We start from the raw sequence: 26070 nt of genomic DNA, 5'->3' as shown, positions 1-26070 counted from the left end.
ATTCGGCCGCCTTTGGGCACACTTCACCCGCCATCCGTTTTCGGGCGGCCCCATTGGCAGGTTTTCCATTCCCGGCTTTTCCGGGAACAATTCAAATATAGCTCGACCCGCACCCCATCTGAAGCCGCATTCCGGCTTGATAATGCTGGAATTCTCGCGAATTCACGACTCTTTTTCAGGGCTTTTCCCGGCGGCGCGACGCAAGGCGTCGTGGCGTGTGACCTGCACGACCGATTCCCAGGCGCCTGCGGGGCGCCGGCAACCTGGGGAATCGAGTACATGCGCGAATAGGCGGCCACCGGCTCAACCCCCGGTACGGCGGGGCCTCCTGCCCCGTACCCGCCTGTGCGGCCGCGTCTCCTGCCCCCCTGGGAGGGCCGGGCAGGCCAGGGACAGGGTCGTATCAGGATCTTTGGAAGCGAAGTGATGAATCAAAGAAGGAATGCAGCACGCCGGGGATGTCCGGGCACGGGGGTCCATGCGGGATGTGCGGGGCTTGGGCGGCAGCTGTCAGTAGATCGGGATGCGTTGCTGCACCGATATACAGTCGCCCTCGCCCGTCGGCGGCTCGCAGGCCGCCTGGCCTGTCAGAACGGGCCGGCAGGGGGCGTCGTTTCCAAGCACGCACGGGGAAGCGATGCCGGAGACGGCACCGGATGCGACGGGGTGGACGCCAGGGGGTCTTGGGCGGCGGATGACGAGGCGTGCGTGGACCGTGGGCTGCTTCTTACCGGGTCTTGCGGGCGTGGGCCCTGGGTGTGATCAGGGCCTGGGTGGCAGGTTCGGGTTCAAGTCCGAGGTCGGCCAGGTGCCGTTGGAGGCGCGTGTATGTGTGCCGTGCGGCGTCGTGGCGGCCAGCGGCTTGGTAGAGGCGGATGGCGTGCTGGTACAGCTGCTCGTGGTCGGGGTGGAGCGCCATGACGTGTTCCAGTGCGGTGAGAGCCGCGTCGGTCTGGTGCGTGTCGCCGGCGTGTTCGGCGTGGTGAGCCAGGCGCAGGACGGCGTCGGCTGCTTTGGTGGCGAGGTGTTCGCGGATGCCGTCGGCCCACAGGTGGTCACCGCCGTGGACGAAGACTCCGCGGTAGTGGCGGAGTGCCTCGCGTACGGAGGACAGTTGCGTGCTTGGGTCGCCGGCGGCTGAGATCCGGTTCAGAGTTGCGGTGAAATCAGCGAGGTCTGTTTCCACAAGCTCTGGATGGAGCTTGTGGAGTTCTCCCTGAAGCAGGACGAATTCCTGTTGGGTAATTCCGGTCGCCGCTCGCAACGCCCGTCGCACGGCGCGTCGTAGATTCTTCAGCTCGCGCGCGTTCTGCTCGATATCGCCGTCCAGGCGCAGGTTCTCGGCGATGTCGGCGGCCAGGAGGCCTGCCGGGTGGGCGGCCAGCAGGGCCAGGAATTCCCGTGCTTCCGCTCGGAGGTTGACGCCGACAGGATCGTCGCTTCCGCGTGCGTAGAGGGTGACGGGGCCCAGGACGTGCAGGCGGATCGGTTTGCGCTGCTCGGGCCGCCGTGATTCGTGTGATTCGGCGGAGCGCGTGAGAGATGCGGGAGCGGCCGGTTCGGCGTCGTTGTCCTCGTCGGCCTCGGCCGGCTCTCCCGCGGGTGGTGCGAGTGTCTCCGTGCGTTCGGCGGGGATGACGCGCAGCCGGGGGCGTTGTCCATGGGCGGCGAGGACGACTTCGATGACGTCCCGGGCGGCTTCGGCGGTGATCTGGAACAGGCGCAGTTCGTCTGTCCACGATGCCCGTGCGGCTCGCGAGGAGGTTCTTGTCGGCAGGTTCGTGGCGCCGTCGGCGGCAATGTGCCATCGGGTGGTCCCGGGCAGGGCGGTATCGAGGGTGAGGACCAGCAGGGCGTCGGGGTCGGTACGCGTGGCCAGCGCCTGGAACTGCCCGGTGTGAGCCGGTTCCGGCGTCGCGAGGAGGAGCAGGATGCCGGGGCCGGCGCCGTGCTGCTCTTCGGGATCGCCGTCATGCCCCGACACCGCCGCTTCCAGGCCGGGTTCCTGTGTCTGCTGCCGATGCCTCGCATGGGCGATCAGATGCTCTTCGGCCAGCTTGATGGCATGAGCCGTGTCGGTCGCCTGGGTCAGGGCCGTGAATTGAGAGGGAAGCCCGGGCAGCAGGCGGTCCGTCAACTCTTTTGGTACGACGGCCCGTAGAAGGGGTTCCTGCGGGCGTTGGCGTTCGGCGGCGGTGAGGATGCCGCACAGCAGGGCGCGGGTGGCCGCCTCGGCGCCGGGACCGCTCCAGTCGCAGCCTCCGTCGTAGGCCAGGGCGTCGAGGGCGATCTCCGTGTCGTCGGCCTGGCCGATGGTCACTGCCTGAGCCGGCTTGGGTGGTTGGGGCGGGGTACGGCGGGTGACGAGCATGTCCGGGTCCGTCGGCGTGCGCGGGAGCGCGGCTTCTCGTGCCGCCCGCGTGGCTTTCTCGACGACTGGGCTGAGCTCCGGCTCGTGTACGTCCGTGCCCAGCCGGCACGAGCGATTGCGGTGGACGCGGACGTAGCGCAGTGCGGCCAGCAGCCCGGCCGCGGTGGTGATGCCGATCAGGCTCGCTTCACCGACGCTGACGGCGACCGCCCCTCGCTCGGCGTGCCGTTGCGCGTCCGCACGCCGTCGGTCTGCGTCGCCCTTCTGCGCGCTGTGAGGAGCAGCCTCCCGTGGAGCTGTGGGCTTGTCCGGGGTCTTCGGCGTATCGGGGACGGAGGGCGCGGGCACGGTGGGAGGTGCGGGAGACAGAGTGACCGTTTCAGCGACGGGGATGGCCAGCCGCCAACCCGGCAGGATCAGATCCGGGTCGGTCAGTCGTCCGCCGTCGGGCTGGACGCGGTCCTTGTTCAGTGTGTAGATCCGCGGCCATTTCACCGGATCGTCCAGGTGCGTCGCCGCGATGTCCCACAGTGTGTCGCCCGCTACCACCGTGTACTCGACGAGCCGATGCCCCTCGGCCGCCTCCGCCGAAAGCCTCGTTCGAGCGTCGTCATCATCGGCCTTCGAGCCTTCCGATCGGGATACGGCCGTCAAGGCCAACGCGGGGTGCAGCGGAGCAGTCGCCGCTACCCGGGACGTCAACTCTCCGACGCCAGACGGCTGCTGAGCGCTTGCGATATGGGGTCGCCACAGCCCGAGCACGGCCAGGACGAGGGTGCCCACACACAGCGCCGCCAACGACCGCTTCAAGGAGAGCGTGGCCACGTGCTCGGCGTGCACGCGACGGTCGCGCATCAGCTGCGGCAGATGCGTCGCGTACCAGGCGATCTCCCGGACCACCGAGCAGGCGAACGCGCTCCAGCACACCCAGCCGAACAGCGCCAGCAGCTCGATCATCAGGGGATCGCCGACGGGCTCCGCGAGCCGATCGGTCAGGTCCCGCCATGAGGACACCTGCTCGGGCCAGGGAACACCGGCCGCCGCCCACAGCACCCAGGGCATGCCGACCAGCAGGGCGAGCGTGATCAGGCCGGTGCCCGCCGCTGTGGCCGCTGCACGCAGCCGTACGCGGGCCGAGTAGTGGGACGTCATACCCGGGTGATCCTTTCCTCGCCCCGTACGGGTGGCGGTTTACGGGGTCACGCGCTCGGCCTGAGCGGTGGCGGACGCGGTGACGGTCAGGGTGCGTAGGCCGATGAGCTGGAGGATCTGCGCGCGCTGATGGTGGGTAACGCGTACCGTCACCGTGTCGCCGTGCGCCGTCGCCGTACCGCTGTCGCCCGTGGAGGCGACATACGCCCGCGCCGCCGCGGCGGCCTTCTCCCCCATCAGCCGAACGTCGTCCGTACGGCGCAGACGCCCGATGTCCACCTGCTGCGCGCCGGTGCGGGCGGCCTCCTGAGCCGTGTCCAGGGCTCGGGCCTTGCCGGCCAGTGCCAGTCCGCCGTCCACGACGATCCCGGCGAACAGCCACAGGGCCAGTACGGTGCCGACGACGAACGCGGTGACCTGCCCGCGGTCGTCGCCTCCCGTAACACGCCCCCAAGCCCGGGGCGTCAGCCGATTCGGCATGCTCATGGGGCGCTCCGGTAACGGTCAACGGGCGAGTGGGCCGTGTCAGCCACCGTCACGCTCCCGGGCACGGGGATGATCGTGAGGTTTCGAAGATCGGCGGTGCAGGTCACGGTGGCTGATGTGCTGGCGCCCGGTGTCAGGCTGCCGGTGTTGACCGTGACCTGGGGGCGCGTACAGGCGCTGCGTGCGGCGTGCAGTGCGTCCTGCGCCGCACGCTGTGCATCGGAACGGGCATGAGGTTCCGTGCGGGCCAGGGAAGCGGCGCGGGCGGCCTGGTGGGCGGCGTCTGCCACCACGAGCCGCGCGTCCGAGAGGCGCCCCAGCCCGACGACGGTCAGCATCACCATGACGAGCAGCGGAGTCACCAGCACCAGCTCGATCGCCGCCGACCCACGGTCCACGGCCCACCGGTCGGGGCGGCCCGTCATGGTGTCGCTCCTTGCGGCGTGGTGAGTCGCTCGACGGCTCCGGAGGCCACGCCGGTGGCGTGCAGGTCGAGACCGGGCACCACCGGAATCACGGCTCCCCGCACCGTCACGGTCGCCTGAACCGCCGTGCGGCGTACGGTCACGGACGGCAAGGTGAGGATGCGGCCTGTGAGTTGGGCGAGACTGGTTCGGGCCTGGGCCTGCCCGTCGGCGGCCGTCGCGTTCTTCGCGCGGGCGGCGGCCAGGGCACGTTCGGCGGTGTACTGCGCGATGTGCTGAGCGTGCCAGACGAGCGCGAACTGCACGCTGAGCAGCATCATCAGCAGCACGGCAGGAACGACCAGCACCAGCTGGGTGGTTGCCGCGCCACGGTCGTCGCGGAACCCGCTCGGGATGTACGGCATGCCCTATCCGAGGTCGATGCTGTTGGCTCGGGCGGTGACCTTGGCGACGATGATGCCGACGACCGTCAAGCCGAGGATCGCGAGCAGTGCGGTGACCACGATCGTCTCCGTGGTGTAGCCCGCGTCGTTACGGGCGGCGTGCCGTACGCGTGCGAGATGCGTGCGCGCGGTGGCGATCAGGTAGTCCAGGTGCATTCGAGACATGCGGATCGTTCTCCGGTCGGTGGTGTGCGTTGGGTGAGCTGCGTGCATCCGAGGCGGGTGTCAGGTGGCCGTCAGCACATGGGCGAGGGCCGGGTAGCCGATCAGCAGCAGGAAGGCGGCGAAGAGCACGACCACTGGCAGGGACATCTGCTCGGTGGCGGCCTGAGCCGCTCCGTCGGCCTCGGAGATACGGCGGCGGCGCATCGCCCTGGCCTTCGCCGCAAGGGATCCACGGACTTTGGCGCCCTCCGCGCCGGCCAGGCCGAGAGTGGCGGCAAGCTCGGCAAGGTCGTTGACGGCCAGCTGCCGTCCGAGGTCGCCGAGGTGCGGCCAGGGGCTGGTGCGGGTCAGCTGGGCGACATGGAGGGCATGGCGCAGTTTCCCGGCCGCCCATCCCGTCGGCGCGTGGACGGCATGGGTGAGGGCCTGCTGCACTCCGGCCCCGCCCGCGAGCGCGATCACGGTGAGGTCCAGGACGAGGCTGAGGGTGTGCCGCATCTCGCGACGCCGCAGGGCAGCCTGCCTTCGCACTGTGAGGTCGGGGGTAGAGAACAGGACTACGGCGAGCGCCAAGGAGCCGCTCACCGGCGCCCACGATCCTGTGTCCATCCCTGCACCGAGATGGATCAGCGCCACCGCGAGCCACGGTGTGGCCAGTCCGGCGATCGCGCAGGTCGCCTTGCCCGCGAGATGTCTGTCGACGTCCTGCCCGCACGCGGCGAGGTCCGCGCGCAGAGAAGCGGTGGGGAGGCCGAGCGCCCGCACCAGCGGGATGAATCGTCGGCCCAGCCGGGTCGCCCATTCCTCGCCCTCGGCCTCCGGCGCTGACGCCGGCGGGAGTGGCGGAGCGTTGAGCGCGGCCAGTACGTCGGCGAGGGCGGGGCGGGGAGGGCGCAGCCCGTGGACGAGGGCGGTCAGGCCGGCCCCGAACATGGCTCCCAGTACCAGGACAGTGATCATCGTGTTCCTCCTGGCACAGCGCCGGTGCCCACGGGGCTGGGTGCGGTCGCGGAGTTCATCAGGCGTACGGGTTCGTCGACACGACCGATCGCGGTCAACCAGGCGAAGGACGTCGCGAACAGGGCGCCCACCACGGCCAGGACCACCTGCCCGGCGAGCGTGTCGAAGGGGTCCAGGTAGGGACGGTTGAAGACCACCAGCCCCACCGCCATCCCGAGCGTGACGCTTACGGTGACCCGGACTCCGGTGCGGATGCTGGCCCGTCCCGCGTCGACGCGCTGTCGCATCGCGACCTGCTCGCGCACCGATTCCGCCAGCTCACCGAGCAGTGGTCCAAGTTGGCTGCCCTGCTGCTCAGCCGCCATGACGAGCGCGGCCACGACCACGTCGGCCAGCGGATCGTCCGCTTCCTCCGCGAAGGCTCGCAGCGCCGCAGGCAGCGGACGTCCGGCACGCACCGAGGCGGCCAGGCTGCCGAGTTCCCGTTCCAGCGCGGTGGGGGCGATGTCTGCGGTGACGAGGACCGCCTGTTCCAGGCCTGCGGCGGCGGACAACGTGTCCCGGAGCATCTCCGTCCAGGTGGCCAGCGCTTCCATCCGCTCGGTACGCCGTGCGGACTGTCGGTCCGGGCCGAGCAGCCCGGGCAGGGTGAGCAGCGCGGCCGTGGTGAGGGGAGCCGCCACCGGCCACGCGGTCAGCGATCCGACGGCGATCCCGGTCACCCCTGCAACGGTCACCCGTCGCTTGGTCCAGTTCTCGGGCAGGCGCTCCATGAGGCTCCGCACGGCGCCGGCCCGTACCTCACGGTCCGGGCGCCGCAGGGAGCCGTAGACGATGGTGACGAGGCCGAGTCCGAAGATCGCTCCGAGCACCGCTACGACCGCCGTCAGCGAGCCGTTCGTGAATTCCATGCCCATCACGCTCCCCACCGGGGAACGGCGACCGCCTGCGGCTCCAGGCCGACCGTCATGAGGTCCTGGAGCGTCTCGGCGCGCAGCGGGGCGGCGGGCTCGGCCCGTCCGTTCGGGCCGGGCCGGTAGACCTCGTTGGAGACGACGTGCGCCCCGTCGGCGTCGATGACCTCGCGCACGGAGTCGACCACCCGCCGGCTGTCGGCGTCCCAGCCGAGGTGGACGACGAAGTGCACGGCGGAGGCCACGAGCAGGTTCGTCGCTTCGAGCGACAGGCGCTCCGGTGCCTGGGCCGCGTACGAGGCGAGCTTGGTGAACACGCCTCGGGAGGTGGAGGCATGGATGGTGGACAGGGAGCCGTCGTTGCCCTGGGACATGGCGTTGCACATCGGGATCACCTCGGCCCCGCGGATCTCCCCGACGATCACCCGGTCCGGAGACATCCGCAGCCCCCAGCGCACCAGCTCCGCCTGGTCGATGCCGCCCTGGCCCTCGATGTTCGGCTCACGGGCCTGCATGGCCACCACGTTCGGATGCGCCTGGGTGTCCGCGTCCAGCCCCAGCTCGAAGGTGTCCTCGATCGTCACCAGCCGCTCGGCCGGCGGGATCTCACTGGCGAACGCCCGAAGCACCGTGGTCTTGCCGACGTTGGTGCCGCCGCCGATCACGATGTTCTTCCGGGCCCGCACCAGCGCGGCAAGGAACGCGGCCAGCTGCGGGTCGCACACTCCCAGCCGTACGAGTTCGGCCATCGACGTGGCCGGGAAGCGATGCCGCCGGATCGTCAACGACACCCGCCCGGTCACCGCCATCACGGCAAACAGCCGAGAGCCATCCGGCAGTTGCAGATTCAGACGCGGCATGCCGCGGTCGAATCGCCGTTCCTCGCCGTCCACGCTCGCCGCGAGGGTGCGTGCGAGTTCCACGAGCTCGGCGTCCGAGTCGGCCACCGGTGGCCGACGATGCCACTGCCCGTGTGCGTCCTTGACCCACACCACGTCGCAACCGTTGACGCAGATGTTCTCCAGGCTTTCGTCAGCGAGGAGCCGCTCCAGCCCCCCGGTACCGAACAGCGAGTCCTCCACGGCCTGCGCGATCCGCTGCTCGGCCCACTGGTCGAGTGCCCGGCCGCCTTCGGTCACGGTCCTGCGCCAGTGAGTGCCGAGTTCCTCGCCCAGAAGGCGCTTCACCGTGTCCCGCCGCGCCGTGTCGTCCTCGGGCGGGAGCCCGGCCGCCTCCCGTTCACCGGCGTACGCCGCGAGCCGGGTCACCACACGCTGCCTGACCAAGTCCGCCAGTTCCCGTTCATGCGCTCCGAACTGGCCCGGCACCGCGCCTACGGACATACCTGCCCCGCTCATACGCCGCTCCCCTCTGCCGCGGCCTCCACCAGCGCCGCCCGCATCTGCCTGACCACCCCGGCACGCTCAGGCGCCTCCACCTGCCCGCCGACTCCGCTGATCTGCCGGGCGAGGAGATGCGCGGCGGCCATCAAGGGCAACGTGCGGAAACCGGACGTACGCAGGGTGATCCGCCGTTGGCTGCGCATCGCGGCCACGGTCCTCACATCCCACGGCAGGAAGACCACGTCCCCAACGCCGAGGGCCTGGGTGATCTCCCCCGACGGAAACGAGCACGGCCCGACCACGGCGAGAGTGATCCGCCGGGCCTCTTCGCCGATGCCCAGGAGGTGCGCGTAGACATGGGTCAGTGCCTCCGGGCAGCCGCGCGTCACCAGCATCACGTGATCGGACGAACTCAGCAGCCCAGCGACGTCCTCGCCGATCCTTCCGACGTCCAGGAGCGCCGTGCCCCGGTCACCGGCATCTCCGGTCAGAACGCGCCGCCCGCTCTCGGCAGCCAACACCCGTACCGCCTCGCCGCACGCACCCCGGCCGGCGGGCGCCACAACAGCCCGCACACCGAAGGGCAATTCGGCAACAGCCCCCAGCAACGACCCCGGCTGGGGCTGCCGGGCCGCGGCGGCAACATCCAACAGGCCAGGCGTATACGGAGCCCCGTACCGCGTGGCGAGATCACCACCCCACACATTGGCCTCTACGACGACCGGCCGTACACCGCCATCGGCTTCGTGAGGCCACGCGGCGGCCAATGCCAGCGCAGTCGTCGTCACTCCCGGGGCACCGGTCAGCGAGCCCAAGGTGATCAGCCGCCTCACGGTGCCTCACGCCCCTCGGCCGGGAGCACCACGATGCGCGGGTGCTCGAACTCCGCCGCCCGGCGCACCGCACCGGTCTCCACCAGCACCGTCACCACCCGCACACCGCTGGCGGACTCCGGGGCCTTCACACCGGTCACCGTCCCGACGACGGCAGCCGGCGCCTTGTCTTCTGCCTCCTTGTCCACAGAGGCACCGTCGGTGGACGGGCCCGGGAGTACGGCGACGCGTTCTCCCCGCGCGAGCTCCGGCGGAGCACCCCCCGTCTCGACCGCGAGTGACAGCTGCGACCACCCGGAAGGTGGAAAGTCCGCCCGCTTCCCGATCTGCCCCATCGCGAGCAGTGAACCGGCCACCAAAGGCACCCTGGCCTGCCGTCCCACCACCTGCGCCCGGTCGGCAACCCGAACCACGCCCGCCTCAGCCGCAACCTCCACGGAACGCAGATCACCGGCGGTCAGCACGTGCCCGGCCGGTAGGTCCCGGGCGAGCACCAACACGTCCGTACGACCGCCCAGTTCCGTCGCAATCAGCGTGAAGCCGACCGCGGACGCCAACACGGCCCCGATCCCGCCCCACAGCCAGCCCGGTCTGCGCTTGACGCCGCCGCCGTGCGCCGGCGGCCGCTGCTCCGGTCCACCCTTGCGTGCACCGGGCAATCCGATCCCAGGGGCTGGCGGAGAAGGCATGGAGGTACCCACAAATCACCTCGCAGAAAAGAAAATCCGACTGTTCCGGGCCCGTCATGTCTCGACGAGCCGGTCCTCATCCGACGACGTCATCGCACGACGACGGCTTGCACCTCATCCACCACCAGTTGCCGCTCCGCACCTATCACCAGTCCGGGCACCACTCCGGACTGACCGCCGCCGCGCCACTCCACATCCCACGTCACCCGCACGGACACCGTGAACCTCTTGTCCGGCTGGGCCAGCGAGGACCTTCGGTACGTATAGCCGCAATCCGGCGACTCCGCGTCCGGTCGGTACTTCGCGGAGTACGGCGTCCCAGGCCCCGTACACGAGACCGTCGAGCCATCCCCCATCGACCACACCGCCAGACGCGGACGCGCGGTCGCAGTCACTTGCACACCAGGCACCGACACCGTCTCCGTAACGGGTCCCCAGCTGCTCTTCTCCACCCACATCCAGGTCGGCACGTGGACCACCTGGGCGGAGTCTTCGTCGGGACTCGTGTGAATTACGGGCTCGGGCAGCTGCAGCCGCTCGACGGCCTGTCGAGCCACTGCCTCCACGGAGATCTGCGGCGCTTGCAAGCCGCCGGCCTTCTTCTTGTCCTTCTTGTCCGCGTCAAACCGCGGCAGAATGCCGATGCCGTTGCCCAGGTCGTACTCCCACCCGTCCGAGACAACCGTCGGTGGCCCGGCGGACCCACCGCCCCCACCGCCGCCGCCTCCACGACTGCCACCGCCGCTTCGGCGTACGGGAGCTGCCCCAGGGGAGCGTCGCGCCGGACTCGTACGGGAAGCCTTGAGATCGCACCCTCCGCCCGTGCAGCTCACGCCAGTGGCGTTGCCGAGTCCGCCGTCTGCGAACGCCTTCGGTCCGGCCAACACGCCAGTCCCGACGGCGGCCAAAAGGATGGCCATCGGCACGACCGCCCCGCCATGACCTACTGCACGCACGTGCCGACCTCGTCGATGTACAACGACTCGACCAGCCAACGGCCGCCGTGCTTGCTGACCGTCGCGTCGACGCGATGATGTCCACCCGGTACGTTGTCCTCGAGTGCACCGTCCTCGGTGTACTGGAGCCATCGGGAATCGTCGGCGCAGTCCTGGATGATGACCGTCGAGTCCCTGGCCTTCGTGACCACGGGCGCGAACTTCGGTTGCCCCTTCGTCACGACTCCCTGCTCCTTGTTCGCTCGCATCATGTGGCGCAGAAGCTGCAGGGCACCGCCCTCTGCGTGGTCGTCCAGCCGCGAGTGCTCGGCATCCGAAGTCCGAGCCGCGACGACCACGTCGCCCCACATCGCCCGGTAGGCCGTGAGGGCCGCGTCCCCCGAGGGCGGAGCAGCGGACGCGGATGAGCCCGAAGCCGGTGTCCCAGGAGGCGCCGGAGCACCATCAGCTGATGTACATGCGGCAGCCGTCAGCAAAAGCACCAGAGCGGCCAACGACGCCAGGCCGCCGTGTCCGTTCTTCACCACAGACCCCCATCACTCAGTGCACATGTATAGCAACCCTTAGTAGTCGAATGCGACTGGAGCTACCCACTGAGGCAGAGGGTCAACCACAATCAGACCGATCAATTTGAGCCGGGTTTAGCCTTGTTGCATACCTTTGGCCATAGATGATGCGCGGTGTTTGTAGCTCGGTCGAGCGACAAACACCGCGTGAAAGAGGGGGGAAGGCGGTCTACCGCTTACCCAAACGCCCTGAACACCTCAGTCGCTTGAAGGTACGAGACGATCAGCCGTACCGACAACGCCCGGCAGCACGAACCAGGCCGTCTTGGTTCCATTCCGGCTGCGGAACCCCCAGGCTCCCTTGGTGAGTTCGTGGACGATGAACAGGCCTCGTCCGTCCTCGGACAGCAGTGCGCACAGCGCCTCCAGGCCACCCCCACGCTTGTCCTCGGCCGGAGCGTACGGCATCACTGCCGGAAAGGCAGGGATCTCCGGAATACGCGGATCATGATCCTCGACCTCGCAGATGACCTCCGCGGCGGTACGGCGCAGACGCATCTCGTACGGCCCTACCGCGTGCTTGGTGGCGTTGGTGACGAGCTCGGAGACGGCCAGCACGGCGTCGCTGATCACCTCGCCGTCGAATCCGAGTTGGTCGAGGGCGCAGCGGAGAGCGGCACGAGCCTGGGCCGGCGCGTCAGGAGTGCAACCCGTCCAGCACCACACGATGCACGGAGCAGCGCCCAAGGCGCAGAGCGTCGCGGTCATCGACGGCCTCCCCGAACCGCGTGACGTCCGCGTACGACGCGGCGGTGACGGCCACTTCCCGGGCGTACGCAATCTCGTGCTTCGCACAGCGCGAACGGACCGGCCATCGTCACGAACGGCAGCGACAACACGGCGGTGAACAGAATCGGCACCACGGCAGGGACCTCCCCGGTGATCACGACTGGGTCGCGACCACGACACCGTGGACCCTGCGAAGAGCGGAACCCCTCTCTGAACAGCTCTTTCAAGGACTTTCTGGCGCCCCGATGATGCCAGGTAGCCAGATCTTCAAGTGCGTTCTCCCGTGCGATACCGAGCGCCTCTCGGAGACTTCGAGAGGGTATGGTCCCGACCACATCTGCGCCGCCCTACATCAGATGTGTCACTTGATTAGTGGAGTTGCGTTGGGAAGTGAAGATCCCGTTGGTCGAGCGTGACACGGTTAGGGTGTGTCGTCGGCACGTGCGGGTCGACGAGGTGCGGCGCGGAGCCGACCGCACGGTGCGGGAAGAGGGTATGGCGACTCATCTGGTGATCATCAGCGACCGTGAACCGCTGGCGTGGGTGTTGCGGACCCAGCGGATGGCCTTTCCGGCCGGCCGAGCCAGCGGCCTGCCCGCCGAGGGCGATCAGGCCCTTCTGTACACGACGCGGGGCTGTTACCGGAATCCGACGCGTGACCGCGGCCGGGTCATGGGACTTGCCGTCGTCACGTCACCCGTGGAGACCCTCCCGGAGCCGGTCGTCTTCGGTGAGAGGCGGTTCACCTCGGGGTGTTCCCTCCGCGTCGAGGGACTGGCGCCGGTGCGCGGAGGTGTCCTGCTCGCCGACCTGGTGCCGCGGCTGGAGGTGTTCCCGGACGAGCGCTCGTGGAGCGCGCGCATTCGACGGGCCTCGCTCCGGCTCCCGTCGGCGGACGCGGAACTCCTGACCCGTGAACTCCGGCCGCTTCTCGGACCGCGATCGGAGCGCCTCGCCGACTACACGCGGGGGACAGAGTGGCATGACGGAACCTGATCGGAAGCGGCCGATCACGACCATCACTTCCGTACACTGATCGACACGCTGTGTGCGTGGCCGGCGGGACGCGGCCGTCCGGGAACCGCGCGGACTCCCGGACCGTTCCTCTGCCGCGGGCCGGATCTGATCCGAAGACAAGGGGCGGGGGACGCGGAGCGGCATGCAGGCGTTGGACACGGAGAAGGACCCGGCCGTACTGGGCCCGTTCGAGCTGCTCGCCGTGCTCGGTCAGGGGGGCATGGGCAGGACCTATCTGGCTCGGCGGCTGCGGCTGGCGGACCTCCCGCCGGAGCTGGAAGCGGCGTATCACCTGACGGACGTCGACCAGCGGCCGGACGGCGCTCCTGTGCTCGCCGCCGTCAAGGTAATCAAGCCGGACTCTCTGACGGACGGCAGCGAGCACTCGGAGCAGCAGGCGCGTGCCCGCTTCGGGCAGGAGATCGAAACGATGCGGGCCGTCGTCAGCTCACGGGTGCCCTCCCTCCTCGCGTCGGACGCCGAGGCGGGCCTGCCCTGGCTTGCCATGGACTACGTGCACGGCCCGACTCTCCATCGGCTCGTGCACGCGTGCGGCCCGCTGGAGGTGGGCCCGTACGCGGCGCTCGGCCTCGCCCTCGTCGAGGCGCTGCGTGCCATCCACGAGGTGAAGCTGTTGCACCGGGACCTCAAGCCGGGCAACATCGCGATCGGTCCGGACGGCCCGGTGGTGCTCGACTTCGGCCTGGCGGTGCTGACCGAGCGTGACAGTGCCGAGGCGCTGACGAAGACCGGTACGGGGTTCGGAACCCCGGCCTACATGTCCCTGGAGCAGGCGACGGACGCTAAGCACGTCCAGGAACCGGCCGACATCTACTCTCTCGGCGCGGTGCTCTACTTCGCCGCGACGCGGCGGGACGCCTTCCCTCACGGTCCCATTCCCGTGGAGCCCGGCTGGGAGCGGGTGCCGCCTCCCTTCGTGCCGCTGCTGGCTCGGATGCTGGTGCACGTCGCGGTCCAGCGGCCGCTGCTCGGCGAGGTGGAGCAGCGGCTGGTGCAACTGCTCGCCCAGCACGGCCTCACCCCTCAGGACGCGGCCGGGCAGCTCCGAGCCCTGGTCGACGCGTCCGGGCTCGTCCCGGTCCTGCCCGCCGCGGCGCTCGCCGACGACACCGACCCCGAGGCGCGACTGGCCGCCCAGCGGGCCGTGGACGAGGGCGACCGCCCGGACGCGCCGTGGGCCTCGGCCGACGACCTCTTCGCCGAGTTCCTGGCCGAGGAGGACGCGGCGGAAGAGCTTCCGGCGGCGGCCGAGGACGCGGACACCCCTTCCCCCGCCGCTCCCGCCGAGTTCGTACCGACGGTCGGGGACGAGGAGGCGCGGCAGGCACCCGAGGACGGGGCATCCGCCGAGGACCCTGCCAAGGTCACCAGCTACCGTCTGGCCCCGCCGGATCCCGCGCCGGACCCGGTACCGGCGGCGGAGCCCGAGGCCTCCGGCCCGCCTCCGGCCGCGCTCCGAGCGGCGGAGTCCCTGCGGCGCGCGTACGCGCACAGCGGACGTCTGTGAGCCGGAGGCCCGCCGAGAACACCGGGAGCCGGTGCCCCCGGTGACGGCCCGGCTCGCGGCTGCCGCCACCGGGGCACGTGACGTCGCCGCCCCTACTCAGCGCGTCCTACCCGCACCGCCGTGACCGATTCCGGGGTGCCTGCCCGGTCGGAGGGCGGCGAACGGTACAAAGGAACACTCACACCGAGACCGCACCCGCGACCCGGGCGTCGTGCCGTGCGGTGTCCGTCGAAAGGAACGTCCGCCATGTCCGAGACCGCCTCCGGTCTTCCCTCCGGTGCGCCCCCGGCCGGGACGCTGATCGAGGTCCGGGACGAGGAGTGGCTGGTACGCAGCAGCAGTGAGGTGCGCACGGGTCAGTATGCGATCGACGCGATCGGCGCCTCCGAGCTGGTCCGCGGGCACACGGCACGGTTCCTCACCGCGCTCGATGGCATGCCGCGGATCCTGCGTCCGGAGAACACCTGCCTTGTGGCGGACGAATCCGACGGCTACCGGGTCGGCCGGCTCTTCCTTGAAGCGGTGCGGCGCAGGTTGCCGCTCCCGCAGAGCGAGCAGGGCCTCGCGCTGACCGAGGGCTTCCTGCTGGACCGGCTGGACTACCAGTTGCGGCCCGCGGTGAAGGCGCTGGCCAACCGCTTCCAGCCGCGCCTGCTGATCGGCGACGTCGTGGGCCTGGGCAAGACGCTGGAGATCGGGATCCTGCTGGGGGAGCTGATCCGGCGTGGCCGTGGTGAGCGCATCCTTGTGGTGACGCCGGCGCCCGTCCTGGAGCAGTTCCAGCACGAGATGTGGACGCGGTTCTCCCTGCCGCTGGTCCGGCTGGACAGTGTGGGCATCTCGCGGATCGAGCGGAAGATCCCGGTGGGGCGCAACCCCTTTACGTACTACAAGCGCGTCATCGTCTCGATGGACACCCTGAAGAACCAGAAGCGCTACGGGCCGTGGCTCCGGGATGTCGAGTGGGACGCCGTGGTGATAGACGAGTCCCACAACCTCCTCAACCGGGGAAGCGGCCGCCGGGAACTCGCCGAGCTGCTGGCCGAGAAGACCGACGCACTGGTGCTGGCGAGTGCCACCCCGCACAACGGCGACATGCGCGCCTTCACGGGCCTGGTACGGCTCCTGGACCCGATGGCGGTGCGGGACGCCGCCCGTCCCCGGGCCGAGGAGCTGCACCATCTGATGGTGCGGCGTACCAAGGTAAGCGATGAGGTCGCACGGGTGCTGAAGGACAAGTGGGCGCCGCGCGGTGAGTCCCGCCCACTGCGGGTGACGGCGAGCGAACTGGAGGAGGAGGTCTTCGTCGAGCTGGCGAAGGTCTGGCTGGCCAACCCCGGACAGGGCCGGTCCGACGCCCGGGGCGACGAGCATCTGTTCCCCTACGTGCTGTTGAAGTCGTTCCTCTCCTCGCACCGGGCGTTGTTCGCGACGGCCCGCGAGAAACTGGCCAAACTGGGGCACGCCCTACCCGAGGGCCACAAGTACGTGACGGATCCCTCCCCGCAGGGCCCGGCGGATTCCCCCGCTCGCGAGGTGGCCTCTCTGCTGCGCCTCACCGAGCTGGCCCGCCGGATCGAGCGGTCGGCGGCGGACGGTACGGGTGCCACCGCCAAGCTCGCCGGGCTCGTCGCCGAACTGCGGGACCACGTCAAGGTGGGACCGGGTCGCGCGGCCCGCGCCGTCGTGTTCTCCGAGCGCCGCGAGACCCTCAACTGGCTCGGCACGGTGCTGCCGCCGCTGCTGGGCTGGACGGACCCGAAGGACGGCGAGGCGGCCGTCAAGGTGATGCACAGCGAGGTCTCCGACACGGTCCAGATGGGTTACGTCGACGAGTTCGCCCGCGCGGGCGGGGACATCCGCGTGCTGCTCACCGGTGACGGCGCCTCCGAGGGCGTCAACCTGCACCGCCAGTGTCACCACCTGGTCCACTGGGACCTGCCGTGGAGCCTGATCCGGGTCGAGCAGCGCAACGGCCGCATCGACCGCTACGGCCAGACCCGGCCGCCCGAGTTCCGTGCCCTGCTGCTCACCAGCGCGGTTGAGGGGGCGCTCGACGACCGGACCGTCGCGGAGAAGGTGCTGGCCCGTGAGGCCAGGGTGCACGAGGTGCTGGGCGCGGTGGAGGCCGTCACCCGGGAGAACGACGGGGCCCGCGAGGAGCGCAGGGTAATGGAGGCGCTGCTGGGCCGGGCCACGCCCGAGGAGGCCGTGGCGGACCTGGAGGCGGTCCCGGTGGAAGCGTTCGAGACGGGTGGAGCCGATGGAGCGGTCGATAATGGCGGGGCATCGGGTACGGACGCCGCCGCGCCGCCGGTCGAGCGGCTGACGATGAGCGAGTTCGGCACCGGCCCCGCGCCCGCCGACGGCCCGGCCCATGTCGTGGCGGCGGCGGACGGTACGCCGGAGGGGAGTACCTTCGGCGCCGACTCCGATCTCGACCTGGACATCGACCTGGACGACTTCGGGGACTTCGCTCCGACGGACGGTGAGGAGGCAGCGGACGACAGTGGTGCGGGTACGGGCTGGCCGGAGTCCCCCGCCTCGGACATCCCCACGGTGGAGGAACTGCGCTTCTTCTCCGCCTCCCCGGAGCGCAACCGGCAGGAGTTCGTCCTGGCGGGTCTCGCCGAGCTGCCGGACCTCGGCGGGCTGCGGGCGGGACTCACCGTCGCCGGTACCGACCTGAGCTTCGAGCCACCGCGGGATCTCGCCGACCGCTTCGACGTCCTGCCGCCCGGTTACGTCCGCGAGCAGGGCATCACGAGGCGGATCAGTCTCACCTTCAGCCGGGAGGACGCTGCCGACTCCCTGCGGCGCGCCCGGGAGGACGCCGGTTCGACGTCGCTGTGGCCGGACGCGCACTACGTGGGCGAGTTGCACCCTGTGGTGGAGTGGATCACCGACAAGGTGCTGGTGGAGTACGGCCGCCAGCAGGCCCTGGTGCTCCAGGTGGGGCCGGAGCGGGCTCCGGACCCCGTGTTCCTGACGCAGGGGGTGTGGTCCAACGCGGAGGGCCGCCCCACCGCCGTGGCCTGGCTCGCCGTCGACCGGCTCGGCACCTCCGCGCCCCGCGTCCGCGAGCTGACCCCCACGTTGCTCACCGCGCTCGGGGTGGGCCCGGACATGCGGGACCACTGGACGCCCTCCGACCCGGAGACGCTGCGGCCGCTGGTGCCGCTCGCCGTGGCGGAGACCCGGCGGGCGATGGAGCGGGTCAGGAAGGTGGCGGAGGAGCTGGTGGACTCCCCGCTGCAGGACCTCGAACGCGGGATCGGCGAATGGCGGGAGCAGACGCTGCCGGGGTTCGAGGGCGGCAAGCCCAAGCAGCGGGAGGCGGCGGATCGGCTGGCCCGGATCGCCGCCCGGCTGCGGACCGCCGGCGAGCCCATGGTCCGGGTCCTGGCCGTCCTGGAGGCCGGCTCATGACCTGGTCCGTCACCTGCCGCGCCTCCGGTCGCCCGAGCGCCTCCCGGCTGATCTGCGGCCTCGCGGCCTATGGGCCCCTCTCCCTCATCCCGGCGGTGCCGCGACCGCCCCTGTCCTCCCCCGGTCCGAGCAGCGAGCAGGAGCCGCAGGCATGACGTTCGACTCCCTGATCAACGAGCGCGAGTACTTCCCCTCGTTCTACCTGGACGACATCCTGCCCAAGGAGCTCGCGAGCGGTCCGCTGAAGGAGTGGGCGGCGCTGGAACGGCAGGGTGTGACCACGCCCCGGCAGGCGCTGCGCGACCTGACCCGTCCGTACATGGACGTACGGGCCGTGCTCGGTCCGGAGGCGGACAAGTACAACCGGCTGCCGTACGCGCCCGCGATGGCGGCGCAGCTGGCGGCGGCCGAGGTGTTGAGAGCGGTCGGCGCGGACGCCGAGCCCCCAGCCTTCCAGCCCGCCGGGGCCCGCCCCGACGAGCCGGACGAGACGGTGGAGGACGAGTGGCGTACGGCGCTGGACGCCTGGCACCGCCGGCTGCTGTCCGCCCTGGGGTTCAGCCCCTCCCCCGGTCACTTCACCGTCCGCACCCCGACCGGCCCCGTCGCCGCCCCCGTCGCCCACCACGAGCCCGGGATCGTCGTCCTGACCGGCGGCTTCGCCGAGGACCTGGACGCCACCCGGGGCGATGGCACCGCGAACCTGCTGCCGGTACCGGTGCGGGTGTCCGCGTCGAAGACCCTCACCACCGTCCGTGAGCTGGCGTCCTGGCTGCTGAACGCGGAGAACGCGCCCCGGTACGCGCTGCTGCTCTTCGGCGGCGTGGTGATCCTCGCCGACCGGCACGCCTTCTCCCGGGGCCGCTATCTGGCGGTGAACTTGGACACCGCGCTGCCCCGCAAGGCCGCCAAGGGCGCGCGGGCGAACGAGATCGACCTGATCGCGGCGGTCTTCGCGGCCGATTCGCTGCGCCCCGGTGAGGACGGCTCTGACGACGGCATCGCCCGCCTGGTCGCCGCCTCCCGGGACCACTCGGAGGGCGTCACCGACAAGCTCCGCATCGGCCTGCAGAAGTCCGTGCAGCTCATCGCCAACGAGGTCCTGGCCCGGGCCCGCATCGAGCACGGCGTGCACCCCGAGGACCTGCCCGAGTGGCTGCCCGACGTCCTGCGGGAGCCCGGCGACCTGCCGCGCCTGCTGACCGAGGAGTCGCTGCGCTACCTGTACCGGATCCTGTTCCTGCTGTACGCGGAAGCCCGGCCGGAGCTGAACATCCTGCCGGTGAAATCCGAGGCGTACGCCGCCGGTTACAGCGTGGCCCGGCTGCGTGAGCTGGTCGTGCCGGAGAAGCTGGGCAGCGCCTCCCGCCGGGGCCACCACTTCCACGAGTCTCTCGCCCTGCTGTTCAAGCAGGTCTACCACGGGCATCCGCTGGCCGGGACCGTCACTGACCGCGCTTCGGCCTCCGTCCTCGCGGAGGAGGCACCGACGCTCGCCGCCGACGACGGCCACGACGACGTCCGTGTCGAGGCCCTGCGCTCCAGCCTGTTCGACCCGGAATCGCTAAAGCTGGTAGGTCGGTGCGTCCGCTACCCGCACCGGGCGCGCCCCGACGGCTCCCCGGCCCCCGCCAAGCCGCTGGACCTGCGCCTGCGCAACGAGGTGCTGCACCAGGTGCTGCGCCATCTGACCCTGGTGGAGGGCAAGGGCAACGGACGCGGCGGCTTCATCAGCTACGCGAACCTGAGCATCAACCACCTCGGCGCGGTGTACGAGGGCCTCATGTCGTACTCGGGTTTAGTCGCCACCGAGCCGCTGTACGAGGTCGCCAAAGGCGGCGACCCCAAGGGCGGGAGCTGGCTGATCAACAAGGCCCAGGTGCGTTCCGGGCTGTACCGAGACACACCGGGCGACAGCGTGTTCGTCAAGGCGGACGGCATCAATCCGGAGACGGGCGTACCGGACTCGGTGGTGCACCGGGTCGGGTCGTACATCTACCGGCTGGCTGGCCGTGAGAGGCAGACCAGTGCTTCCTACTACACCCCGGAGTCGCTCACCCAGGCCACGGTGGAGCAGACCCTGCGCTTCCGGCTCGACGACGAGGGCCGCGTTGACCCCCGTGAGCCGGAGAGGTCCCACGTCAGGGCCGCCGAGGTGCTGCGCTGGCGGGTGTGCGAACCGGCCCTGGGCTCGGGCGCGTTCCTGAACGAGGCCGTGAACCAGCTGGCCGAGCTGTACCTGAGGCTGGCCCAGCACGAGCGGGGCGAGCAGATCGACCCGGAGGAGTATCCGCGCGAGCTGCAGAAGGTGAAGGCGTACATCGCCCTGCACAACGCCTACGGCGTCGATCTGAACGGTACGGCGGTGGAGCTGGCGGAGATCTCGCTGTGGCTGAACACCATGTACCCGGGGATGCGGGCTCCCTGGTACGGGCTGCACCTGCACCGGGGCAACTCACTCGTCGGCGCGTCTCGAAAGGTGTACCCGGGCAAGGGGCTGAGCGGGGGCGGCTGGCTGAAGGCGGGTGACCAGCAGAAGCCGCGTGCGCTGCCGTTCCCCCAGAAGCTGCCGGGGCGGGCCGTGCACCAGTTCCTGCTGCCGGCACTGGGCTGGGGCTCGGTCGCCGAGTCCCTTTCGGTACGCAAACCGAAGAAGGACGCGGCCGACCAGACGCCGGTGAGCGTCGTGGCCGGGGCGGTCGCCGAGTGGCTGGAACCCGAGCGCATCGAGGCGCTCAAGCGGTGGCGGTCGCGTATCCGGCGGGCGCCCGAGGGCTCGAAGTCGTCGAAGCGGGCGAGTGCGGCGACTTCGGCCGCGCAGGTCGTGCGAGCGACACCGCAGGAGCGGGCCGCCAAGTCGGAGGCACGGTCCGGGCAGGGGGCATTCGACCTGGGGCTGGAGATCTGGGAGCAGCCGGGGCTGGACTTCGCCGGCTCCGGCGACTCGGGGAGTTCCGGGAATACAAACGGGTCCGGGGGCGCGAAGGATTTCGGGGACTCCGGCGCCCCGGCAGCCGCGACCGCCTCCCTGCCGTCGGCTCGGGCGGCGCGGCCTCAGGTGTCCGCCCGGACCTCGCCCGGCGGCGGTGAGGACGACGAGAGGCCGGGCGGGCGGTCCCAGACCGGGCGGCTGATGGCGCTGGCCGAGCGGGTGGAGTACCTGTGGGGTCTGGTCCGGCTCCGTCTGGAACTGTCCGAGCGGGAGATCTCGCGGCAGGTTCCCGTGTGGGGCGCGGACGCGCCGTCCGGTGCGCCGGGCGGCCCGGTCATGGACCGTAAGGCGGTGCTCCAGGCCCTGCACGCGGAGGGCAGCCCGTACTGGCGCCTGCGGCAGCTCATGGACGCCTGGTGCGCGCTGTGGTTCTGGCCGCTGGAGGAGGTCGACCTGCTGGACGGCACGGCGCCGGACTACTTCCGCGACGGCCGGGACCTGAAGAAGGCGGCCCGGGGCGGCGGGGAGCGCAGGGTGGCCCTGCGGTCGCTGGACGACTGGATCGAGTTCGCCGAGGCCCTCGTCGGCCGCGTCGACGCCGACTCGGAGGCGGAGGCAAAGGCCAAGGGGACGACCTCGCTGTTCGAGATGCCCAAGGTGACCGGCCTACCGGATCTGGACACCTTCGAGCAGGACCTTGACACGCGGATGACCCGGCTGTCGGCCTGGGTGTCCTTCCTCGACCTAGGTGACCTGTTCCCGTGGCACGGGACGGCCGCGCGGATCGCCGAGGAGCGGGGGTTCTTCCACTGGGAGCTGGACTTCGCCCACGTGTTCGCGGAGGGCGGGTTCGACGTGATGGTGGGGAATCCACCGTGGGTCAAGCAGGAGTGGAAAGAGAGCGAGGTTCTCGCCGAGTTCGAGCCGTGGTTCGAGCTGGCGGAGAAGCCGAGCAACGAGGCGTGGGCCGAGCAGAAGGGGGCGGTGCTGGAGCGGGGGGACGCGCGGTCGGCGTTTCTGGAGGAGCTGGCGGGAGCTGCGGGGACGACCGAGTTCCTGGCGTCGCTGGACAACTATCCGGAGCTGGTCGGCACTCAGCCGGATGTGTATCGCGGGTTCATGCTGCTGTCATGGAGGGCGACGGGCGAAAGAGGGGCCGTGGGGCTCATTCACCCGTCCACCCATCTGACGGGGGCCAAGGAAGGCACTCTGAGACGCGCTGCCTATCAACACCTGCGCCTGCACGCCGACTTCGTGAACGAGCTGTACCTCTTCGCTAAGCCAGTCGACCACAGCACGCATTTCAGCGTGAATGTCTACGGCAGGAAGCGAGCCATCAGTTTCCAGCATCTGAGCTGGTTGGTTCACCCGCTGGTGCTCTCTGAGTCGCTGCGCCATGACGGTAAGGGGGCTACTCCGGGGATCAAGTACGAGGGCACCTGGGATAAGAGGCCGCATCTGAACCGTGTCGTGAGCGTGGACGAGGCGACGCTCACCGACTGGCAGAAGCTGACGGGAGACGATGCGGCTCTTGCCGAGGAAGCAAAGCTGCTGTTCCCCGTGACCGTGTCCGAGGAGTCGGCCATCTCGGCACTGGCCAGGTGGCCGCACCGGCTCGGGGCGCTCCGGCCGCGTATCAGCCCCGGTTTCCATGAGAAGAACGACCGTACAGCGGGCTACTTCACCTGGGATTCCGGCCCGGCGGAGGCATGGGAGGACGTGATCCTCCAGGGGCCGTTCTTCGGCATCGCGACGCCGTTCGCGAAACGGCCGGTGGAGGGGGCGCGGACTTCGCTTCAGATGGAGCCCTGGGATGTCGCGGGGCTTTCGGAAGAGGAGGTACCACGCAGCAATTACCGGCGGGCCACCTCGCAGTCACGGTTTGTGAAGGCGCAAGACCGCTGGGTTGATCACGAACGGCTAGCACAGCTCCTCGGCTCCCCGGCCGCTGTGCACGCGGCCGAGGCCGAGGTGCTGGCCGGCCGGCCCGACCTGGCGAAGGACCCGGAAGCCTGCGCTCAGGCCGTCCGTACACTTCTGGAGCCGGTGGCGGAGCGGCCGTACTCGGAGTTTCATCGAGTGGCGTGGCGGCGGCAGATTCCGTCCAACACGGAGCGCAGCCTCTTCGCCTCACTGATTCCGAGTGGTCCGGTGCACGTCGATCTGGTGAATAGCGCCTCACTGCACGATGACTGTGAGACAGCGCTGTTGAGCGGGTTCATGGCCAGCCTCCCGCTTGATTACTACCTGCGAGCCACCGGACGTAACGACCTGCGTATCGGAGAAGCGAAGACACTTCCCGCACCCACCCCCGACCACCCCCTCGCCCCGGCCCTTCTACTCCGGACCCTGCGTCTCAACGCCCAGACGAACGCCTACTCAAAGCTGTGGTCCAAGCTGTACGAAGCGTCCTGGGCCAAGGACGAGTGGGCGGCGAAGGACGAGTGGCCGTCCGGTCGCCCGGGCCTCTCGGCGGGCATCGGCCCCGACTGGACGCGGGACACCCCGCTCCGCTCGGAGTTCGACCGGCGTGCGGCCCTGGTCGAGATCGACGCGCTGGTCGCCGTATGGCTGGGCATCAGCGCCGACGAGCTGGTCGCCATGTACCGGGCTCGGTTCCCTGTGCTCCAGCAGTACGAGGAGAACATGTGGTTCGACGCCACGGGGCGGCGGATCGCCAAGGCGCGTCAACAACACGGCTACGGTCAGCCCAAGGACGCGTGGAAGCAGCTCAGTTCGCATGAGGACTTCCCGCTCGCGGCAAAGGTGCCCGAGGGGTACGAGGAGCCGTTGTACCAGGCGAACCGGGTGGAGGAGATGCGGGCCGCACACGCGGAGTTCACGCGGCGGATGCGGGCCGTCGGGTGGGAGCCTGGCGACACCGAGCCACCCGGCAGCGGCGGGGAGTAGAACCCCGGCAACCCACGTGAGCCCTGCCGCCCAAGACGGGTGGCAGGGCTCACGCCATGCGGCGAGGTCAGACGCTCCGGTCGGTCACGGCCAGGGCGACCAGTCCGGCCCACGCCTGAGGGGAGACGGTCACCGTCGCGTCCGCCGGTCGCTTCGAGTCCCGCACGTGGACGGTTCCGGGGGTAGTAGCGACCTCCAAGCACTGGCCACCCTCACCACTGCTGTAACTGCTCTTGAACCAGGCGAGGTCCGACAGCCGCTCGCCCATCCTGAAGGTCATGTCTCTCCCAGCAGCTTCTCGACGAACGTCAGGGATTCACGGGGCGGTAGTGCCTGGGCCCGCAAGATGCCGTACTGCACTTCCATCTCCCTCACCGTCTCACGCTCTGTGTAGAGACGGCTGTGGCGCTGCACCTCAACGTAGGCGATCCTGCGCCCTTCCCGCGTCTCGATCAAGGTGAACGGACCTGCCAATCCGCCATGTTCCTCCCGGTCGTGTGGCATGACCTGGATCTCGACGTTGCGCTGCTGCGCAAACAGGAGAATCTGTTCCAACTGCCCTTGCGTCACAGCCCGGCCGCCGATGGGCCGGGTGAGAACCGCCTCCTCGATCACGAAGCTGAGGATCGGCGACGGCTTACGCGCGAAAATCTCCTGGCGGAGCATGCGTGCGGCAACGCGTTGCTCGATGGTGTCCTCGTCCAGCGGTGGACGCCGCATCCGGAACACCGCACGGGCGTATTCCTCCGTCTGGAGAAGGCCGTTGATCACATGCGTGTCGTAGACGTGCAGTTCGACCGCCTCCGCCTCCAATTTCGCCGCATCCCGAAAGAACGCCGGATACTGCGCCCGAGCCACCTCCTCCTTCAGCGCCGTAAGCACCCCACCCGCCCCCAGCACCTCATCGGCCCGCTCGATGAACCGCGGCGGCGGGATGCGGCGCCCCTGTTCGTAGGACGCGATGCTCGACGCGGAGTAGCCCAGCCGGCCGCCCAGTTCCGCGCGTTCCATGCCCGCCGCCGTTCTCAGCAGCTTCAGCTGGCGGCCGAACGCGGCCACCACCCCCGTACCCGGATCGTCCTCCGGCCGGAAACCGGCCTCCCCCTCCCCCGCCTCCTCGTCCACGCCCGTGTCCAGTCCCGTCGGCTCCATCGGCCTCACCCGCCCGTCCCGTGCACCCGCGCACCGCATGTGCCGCACACACGACACGCCCCAGCCTGCAGACAACGCCACCGACAACCGCGTACAACCGGGCCGCGTCAGCGCGTCACCACTGGTCACGCTACGCGACAGGGCCGAATGCTGTCCGCATGACGAAGGAAGCCACCACCTTTACCGGCGACCCCGAATCCCTCGCCCCTTTCCAGCACTTTGGGATGCGGTTCAGCTGTACGCCGCGCGGTGCCCGGCTCGCCCGACGACTTGCCGCCGTGCGGTTGGACGCGTGGGGCTGGGCGTACGGCACCGCCGTGCACGACGATGTGACCCTGATCATCGCTGAGCTGTGCGCCAACGCCGTGCGGCACGCGCATGTGCCCGGCCGGGACTTCCGGTTGGACCTCGGCGCGCAGCCGGGTCCTCCCGAGGCGCCCGTCGTCATCCGGGTGACCGCCACCGACACCGTCGGCGAACGGCTTCCCGTCGCCCGTCCGGTCAGGCCGCTGGATGACACCGGGCGCGGACTGGTGATCGTGGCAGCGCTTGCCGCCCGCTCGGGATGGCGCCCCCGGGAGGGCGGGGCGCCGGGGAAGACGGTCTGGGCGGAGTACCCGGCAGCCCGTCCCTCCCGACGGCGGCCGCGGTCCGAACTGCATGGCCGTCTGCCCGATGCAGGGGGCGATGTGCTGCGTTCGCGTGGCTGAAAGTCGCGTATTGATCTCACATCATGTGTGATCTCAGTTACCTTCGGAGCAATTGAACGGAGGACCGTGATGACTCGGGGCTGGGAAGCCGATCCCTCTTCTCCACTGGTGCGCCGCCTGGGAAAATCACCCACCGAACTCGGGACCACAGGCGGCGAACAAGGATGTCCGGACATCTGGGAACTGGAGAACGGTGACATCGCCGTCGTGGGCCGCGACCTCACCGACTCCTACCTGACCCGCCTTCCCCCGGGACTTAGTGTCGCCCCGGACGAGCGGATCGTCGTCATCCCCCGCAGGACTGTCGTTGCAGCGAAGGCGGACATCCCTGATGCGTAGCCCACAGACCGGCGGCTCCGG

22 protein-coding genes are annotated in these 26070 nt (G+C 70.0%); 7 read left to right on the top strand and 15 right to left on the bottom strand.

Annotation, left to right across the window (positions count from 1 at the left end; genetic code table 11):
• Positions 1-727 precede the first annotated feature (727 nt).
• The 13 genes from AB0G52_RS08420 to AB0G52_RS08360 all read right to left on the bottom strand — a co-directional run bounded on the left by AB0G52_RS08420 (position 728) and on the right by AB0G52_RS08360 (position 12011).
• Positions 728-3523, bottom strand: a complete 2796-nt coding sequence (locus tag AB0G52_RS08420; RefSeq protein ID WP_361334929.1) for a BTAD domain-containing putative transcriptional regulator — start codon at positions 3521-3523, stop codon at positions 728-730.
• 39 nt (positions 3524-3562) lie between these two features.
• Positions 3563-4009: a pilus assembly protein TadG-related protein gene (locus AB0G52_RS08415; protein ID WP_361334926.1), complete on the bottom strand. Its 447-nt coding sequence runs from the start codon at positions 4007-4009 to the stop codon at positions 3563-3565.
• Entirely contained in the window at positions 4006-4434 is a 429-nt protein-coding gene (locus tag AB0G52_RS08410) for a TadE family protein (RefSeq protein WP_361334923.1), read from the bottom strand. The genes AB0G52_RS08415 and AB0G52_RS08410 overlap by 4 nt, the downstream gene beginning before the upstream one ends.
• Entirely contained in the window at positions 4431-4838 is a 408-nt protein-coding gene (locus tag AB0G52_RS08405) for a TadE/TadG family type IV pilus assembly protein (protein WP_361334920.1), read from the bottom strand. The genes AB0G52_RS08410 and AB0G52_RS08405 overlap by 4 nt, the downstream gene beginning before the upstream one ends.
• 3 nt (positions 4839-4841) lie before the next feature.
• Positions 4842-5042, bottom strand: a complete 201-nt coding sequence (locus AB0G52_RS08400; RefSeq protein WP_355718104.1) for a hypothetical protein — start codon at positions 5040-5042, stop codon at positions 4842-4844.
• Between the two features lie 60 nt (positions 5043-5102).
• On the bottom strand, positions 5103-5999 hold the full coding sequence (locus tag AB0G52_RS08395) for a type II secretion system F family protein (RefSeq protein WP_361335141.1): 897 nt from the start codon (positions 5997-5999) through the stop codon (positions 5103-5105).
• On the bottom strand, positions 5999-6913 hold the full coding sequence (locus AB0G52_RS08390) for a type II secretion system F family protein (protein WP_361334917.1): 915 nt from the start codon (positions 6911-6913) through the stop codon (positions 5999-6001). Before AB0G52_RS08390 ends, AB0G52_RS08395 begins: the two co-directional genes overlap by 1 nt.
• Positions 6914-6918: 5 nt before the next feature.
• Positions 6919-8274: an ATPase, T2SS/T4P/T4SS family gene (locus AB0G52_RS08385; protein ID WP_361334914.1), complete on the bottom strand. Its 1356-nt coding sequence runs from the start codon at positions 8272-8274 to the stop codon at positions 6919-6921.
• Positions 8271-9092 carry a hypothetical protein gene (locus AB0G52_RS08380; protein WP_361334911.1) on the bottom strand — a complete coding sequence of 274 codons (822 nt, stop codon included), beginning with the start codon at positions 9090-9092 and terminating at the stop codon, positions 8271-8273. The genes AB0G52_RS08385 and AB0G52_RS08380 overlap by 4 nt, the downstream gene beginning before the upstream one ends.
• A complete protein-coding gene (locus AB0G52_RS08375; protein ID WP_361335138.1) occupies positions 9089-9652 on the bottom strand; it encodes an SAF domain-containing protein in 564 nt (187 codons plus the stop codon). The genes AB0G52_RS08380 and AB0G52_RS08375 overlap by 4 nt, the downstream gene beginning before the upstream one ends.
• Before the next feature lie 218 nt (positions 9653-9870).
• A complete protein-coding gene (locus AB0G52_RS08370) occupies positions 9871-10707 on the bottom strand; it encodes a hypothetical protein (protein WP_361334908.1) in 837 nt (278 codons plus the stop codon).
• A gap of 17 nt (positions 10708-10724) precedes the next feature.
• The gene (locus tag AB0G52_RS08365) at positions 10725-10958 is read right to left on the bottom strand and encodes a hypothetical protein (protein WP_361334905.1); all 234 of its coding nucleotides are present in this window, start codon (positions 10956-10958) and stop codon (positions 10725-10727) included.
• A 543-nt stretch (positions 10959-11501) separates the two neighbouring features.
• On the bottom strand, positions 11502-12011 hold the full coding sequence (locus AB0G52_RS08360) for an ATP-binding protein (RefSeq protein WP_361334902.1): 510 nt from the start codon (positions 12009-12011) through the stop codon (positions 11502-11504).
• 411 nt (positions 12012-12422) lie between these two features.
• On the opposite strand from AB0G52_RS08360, the gene AB0G52_RS08355 reads away from it, so the two are divergent.
• From AB0G52_RS08355 to AB0G52_RS08335, 5 genes are all read left to right on the top strand, one after another.
• Positions 12423-13028 (top strand): hypothetical protein, encoded by a 606-nt coding sequence (locus tag AB0G52_RS08355; protein ID WP_361334899.1) that lies wholly within the window; start codon positions 12423-12425, stop codon positions 13026-13028.
• 163 nt (positions 13029-13191) lie between these two features.
• Entirely contained in the window at positions 13192-14577 is a 1386-nt protein-coding gene (locus AB0G52_RS08350) for a serine/threonine-protein kinase (protein WP_361334896.1), read from the top strand.
• 246 nt (positions 14578-14823) lie between these two features.
• Positions 14824-18006 (top strand): DEAD/DEAH box helicase, encoded by a 3183-nt coding sequence (locus AB0G52_RS08345; RefSeq protein ID WP_361334893.1) that lies wholly within the window; start codon positions 14824-14826, stop codon positions 18004-18006.
• Complete coding sequence (locus tag AB0G52_RS08340; RefSeq protein WP_361334890.1) at positions 18003-18161, top strand: hypothetical protein; 159 nt, start codon at positions 18003-18005, stop codon at positions 18159-18161. The genes AB0G52_RS08345 and AB0G52_RS08340 overlap by 4 nt, the downstream gene beginning before the upstream one ends.
• A complete protein-coding gene (locus tag AB0G52_RS08335) occupies positions 18158-23848 on the top strand; it encodes a DNA methyltransferase (RefSeq protein ID WP_361334887.1) in 5691 nt (1896 codons plus the stop codon). The genes AB0G52_RS08340 and AB0G52_RS08335 overlap by 4 nt, the downstream gene beginning before the upstream one ends.
• A gap of 67 nt (positions 23849-23915) precedes the next feature.
• Here the strand turns inward: AB0G52_RS08335 and AB0G52_RS08330 are convergent, their stop codons facing one another.
• Complete coding sequence (locus AB0G52_RS08330) at positions 23916-24128, bottom strand: DUF397 domain-containing protein (protein ID WP_361334884.1); 213 nt, start codon at positions 24126-24128, stop codon at positions 23916-23918.
• Positions 24125-25000 carry a helix-turn-helix transcriptional regulator gene (locus AB0G52_RS08325; protein ID WP_361334882.1) on the bottom strand — a complete coding sequence of 292 codons (876 nt, stop codon included), beginning with the start codon at positions 24998-25000 and terminating at the stop codon, positions 24125-24127. The genes AB0G52_RS08330 and AB0G52_RS08325 overlap by 4 nt, the downstream gene beginning before the upstream one ends.
• Before the next feature lie 158 nt (positions 25001-25158).
• Between AB0G52_RS08325 and AB0G52_RS08320 the strand changes: the two genes are divergently transcribed.
• Positions 25159-25710 (top strand): ATP-binding protein, encoded by a 552-nt coding sequence (locus tag AB0G52_RS08320; RefSeq protein ID WP_361334879.1) that lies wholly within the window; start codon positions 25159-25161, stop codon positions 25708-25710.
• 69 nt (positions 25711-25779) lie between these two features.
• On the top strand, positions 25780-26049 hold the full coding sequence (locus AB0G52_RS08315) for a hypothetical protein (protein ID WP_361334876.1): 270 nt from the start codon (positions 25780-25782) through the stop codon (positions 26047-26049).
• Positions 26050-26070 lie beyond the last annotated feature (21 nt).

The sequence above is a fragment of the Streptomyces sp. NPDC021562 genome (assembly GCF_040640875.1).
In the GTDB taxonomy this organism is placed as follows: domain Bacteria; phylum Actinomycetota; class Actinomycetes; order Streptomycetales; family Streptomycetaceae; genus Streptomyces.
Note: the sequence above shows the minus strand (reverse complement) of the source record. Positions and strands in the feature narration are given on the sequence as shown.

What these genes read in the sequence shown, in the direction of transcription:
- AB0G52_RS08420 (WP_361334929.1), bottom strand. Translation starts at nt 3,523, where the DNA reads ATGACGTCCCACTACTCGGCCCGCGTACGGCTGCGTGCAGCGGCCACA.
- AB0G52_RS08415 (WP_361334926.1), bottom strand. Translation starts at nt 4,009, where the DNA reads ATGAGCATGCCGAATCGGCTGACGCCCCGGGCTTGGGGGCGTGTTACG.
- AB0G52_RS08410 (WP_361334923.1), bottom strand. Translation starts at nt 4,434, where the DNA reads ATGACGGGCCGCCCCGACCGGTGGGCCGTGGACCGTGGGTCGGCGGCG.
- AB0G52_RS08405 (WP_361334920.1), bottom strand. Translation starts at nt 4,838, where the DNA reads ATGCCGTACATCCCGAGCGGGTTCCGCGACGACCGTGGCGCGGCAACC.
- AB0G52_RS08400 (WP_355718104.1), bottom strand. Translation starts at nt 5,042, where the DNA reads ATGTCTCGAATGCACCTGGACTACCTGATCGCCACCGCGCGCACGCAT.
- AB0G52_RS08390 (WP_361334917.1), bottom strand. Translation starts at nt 6,913, where the DNA reads ATGGAATTCACGAACGGCTCGCTGACGGCGGTCGTAGCGGTGCTCGGA.
- AB0G52_RS08385 (WP_361334914.1), bottom strand. Translation starts at nt 8,274, where the DNA reads ATGAGCGGGGCAGGTATGTCCGTAGGCGCGGTGCCGGGCCAGTTCGGA.
- AB0G52_RS08360 (WP_361334902.1), bottom strand. Translation starts at nt 12,011, where the DNA reads ATGACCGCGACGCTCTGCGCCTTGGGCGCTGCTCCGTGCATCGTGTGG.
- AB0G52_RS08350 (WP_361334896.1), top strand. Translation starts at nt 13,192, where the DNA reads ATGCAGGCGTTGGACACGGAGAAGGACCCGGCCGTACTGGGCCCGTTC.
- AB0G52_RS08345 (WP_361334893.1), top strand. Translation starts at nt 14,824, where the DNA reads ATGTCCGAGACCGCCTCCGGTCTTCCCTCCGGTGCGCCCCCGGCCGGG.
- AB0G52_RS08340 (WP_361334890.1), top strand. Translation starts at nt 18,003, where the DNA reads ATGACCTGGTCCGTCACCTGCCGCGCCTCCGGTCGCCCGAGCGCCTCC.
- AB0G52_RS08335 (WP_361334887.1), top strand. Translation starts at nt 18,158, where the DNA reads ATGACGTTCGACTCCCTGATCAACGAGCGCGAGTACTTCCCCTCGTTC.
- AB0G52_RS08330 (WP_361334884.1), bottom strand. Translation starts at nt 24,128, where the DNA reads ATGACCTTCAGGATGGGCGAGCGGCTGTCGGACCTCGCCTGGTTCAAG.
- AB0G52_RS08325 (WP_361334882.1), bottom strand. Translation starts at nt 25,000, where the DNA reads ATGGAGCCGACGGGACTGGACACGGGCGTGGACGAGGAGGCGGGGGAG.
- AB0G52_RS08320 (WP_361334879.1), top strand. Translation starts at nt 25,159, where the DNA reads ATGACGAAGGAAGCCACCACCTTTACCGGCGACCCCGAATCCCTCGCC.
- AB0G52_RS08315 (WP_361334876.1), top strand. Translation starts at nt 25,780, where the DNA reads ATGACTCGGGGCTGGGAAGCCGATCCCTCTTCTCCACTGGTGCGCCGC.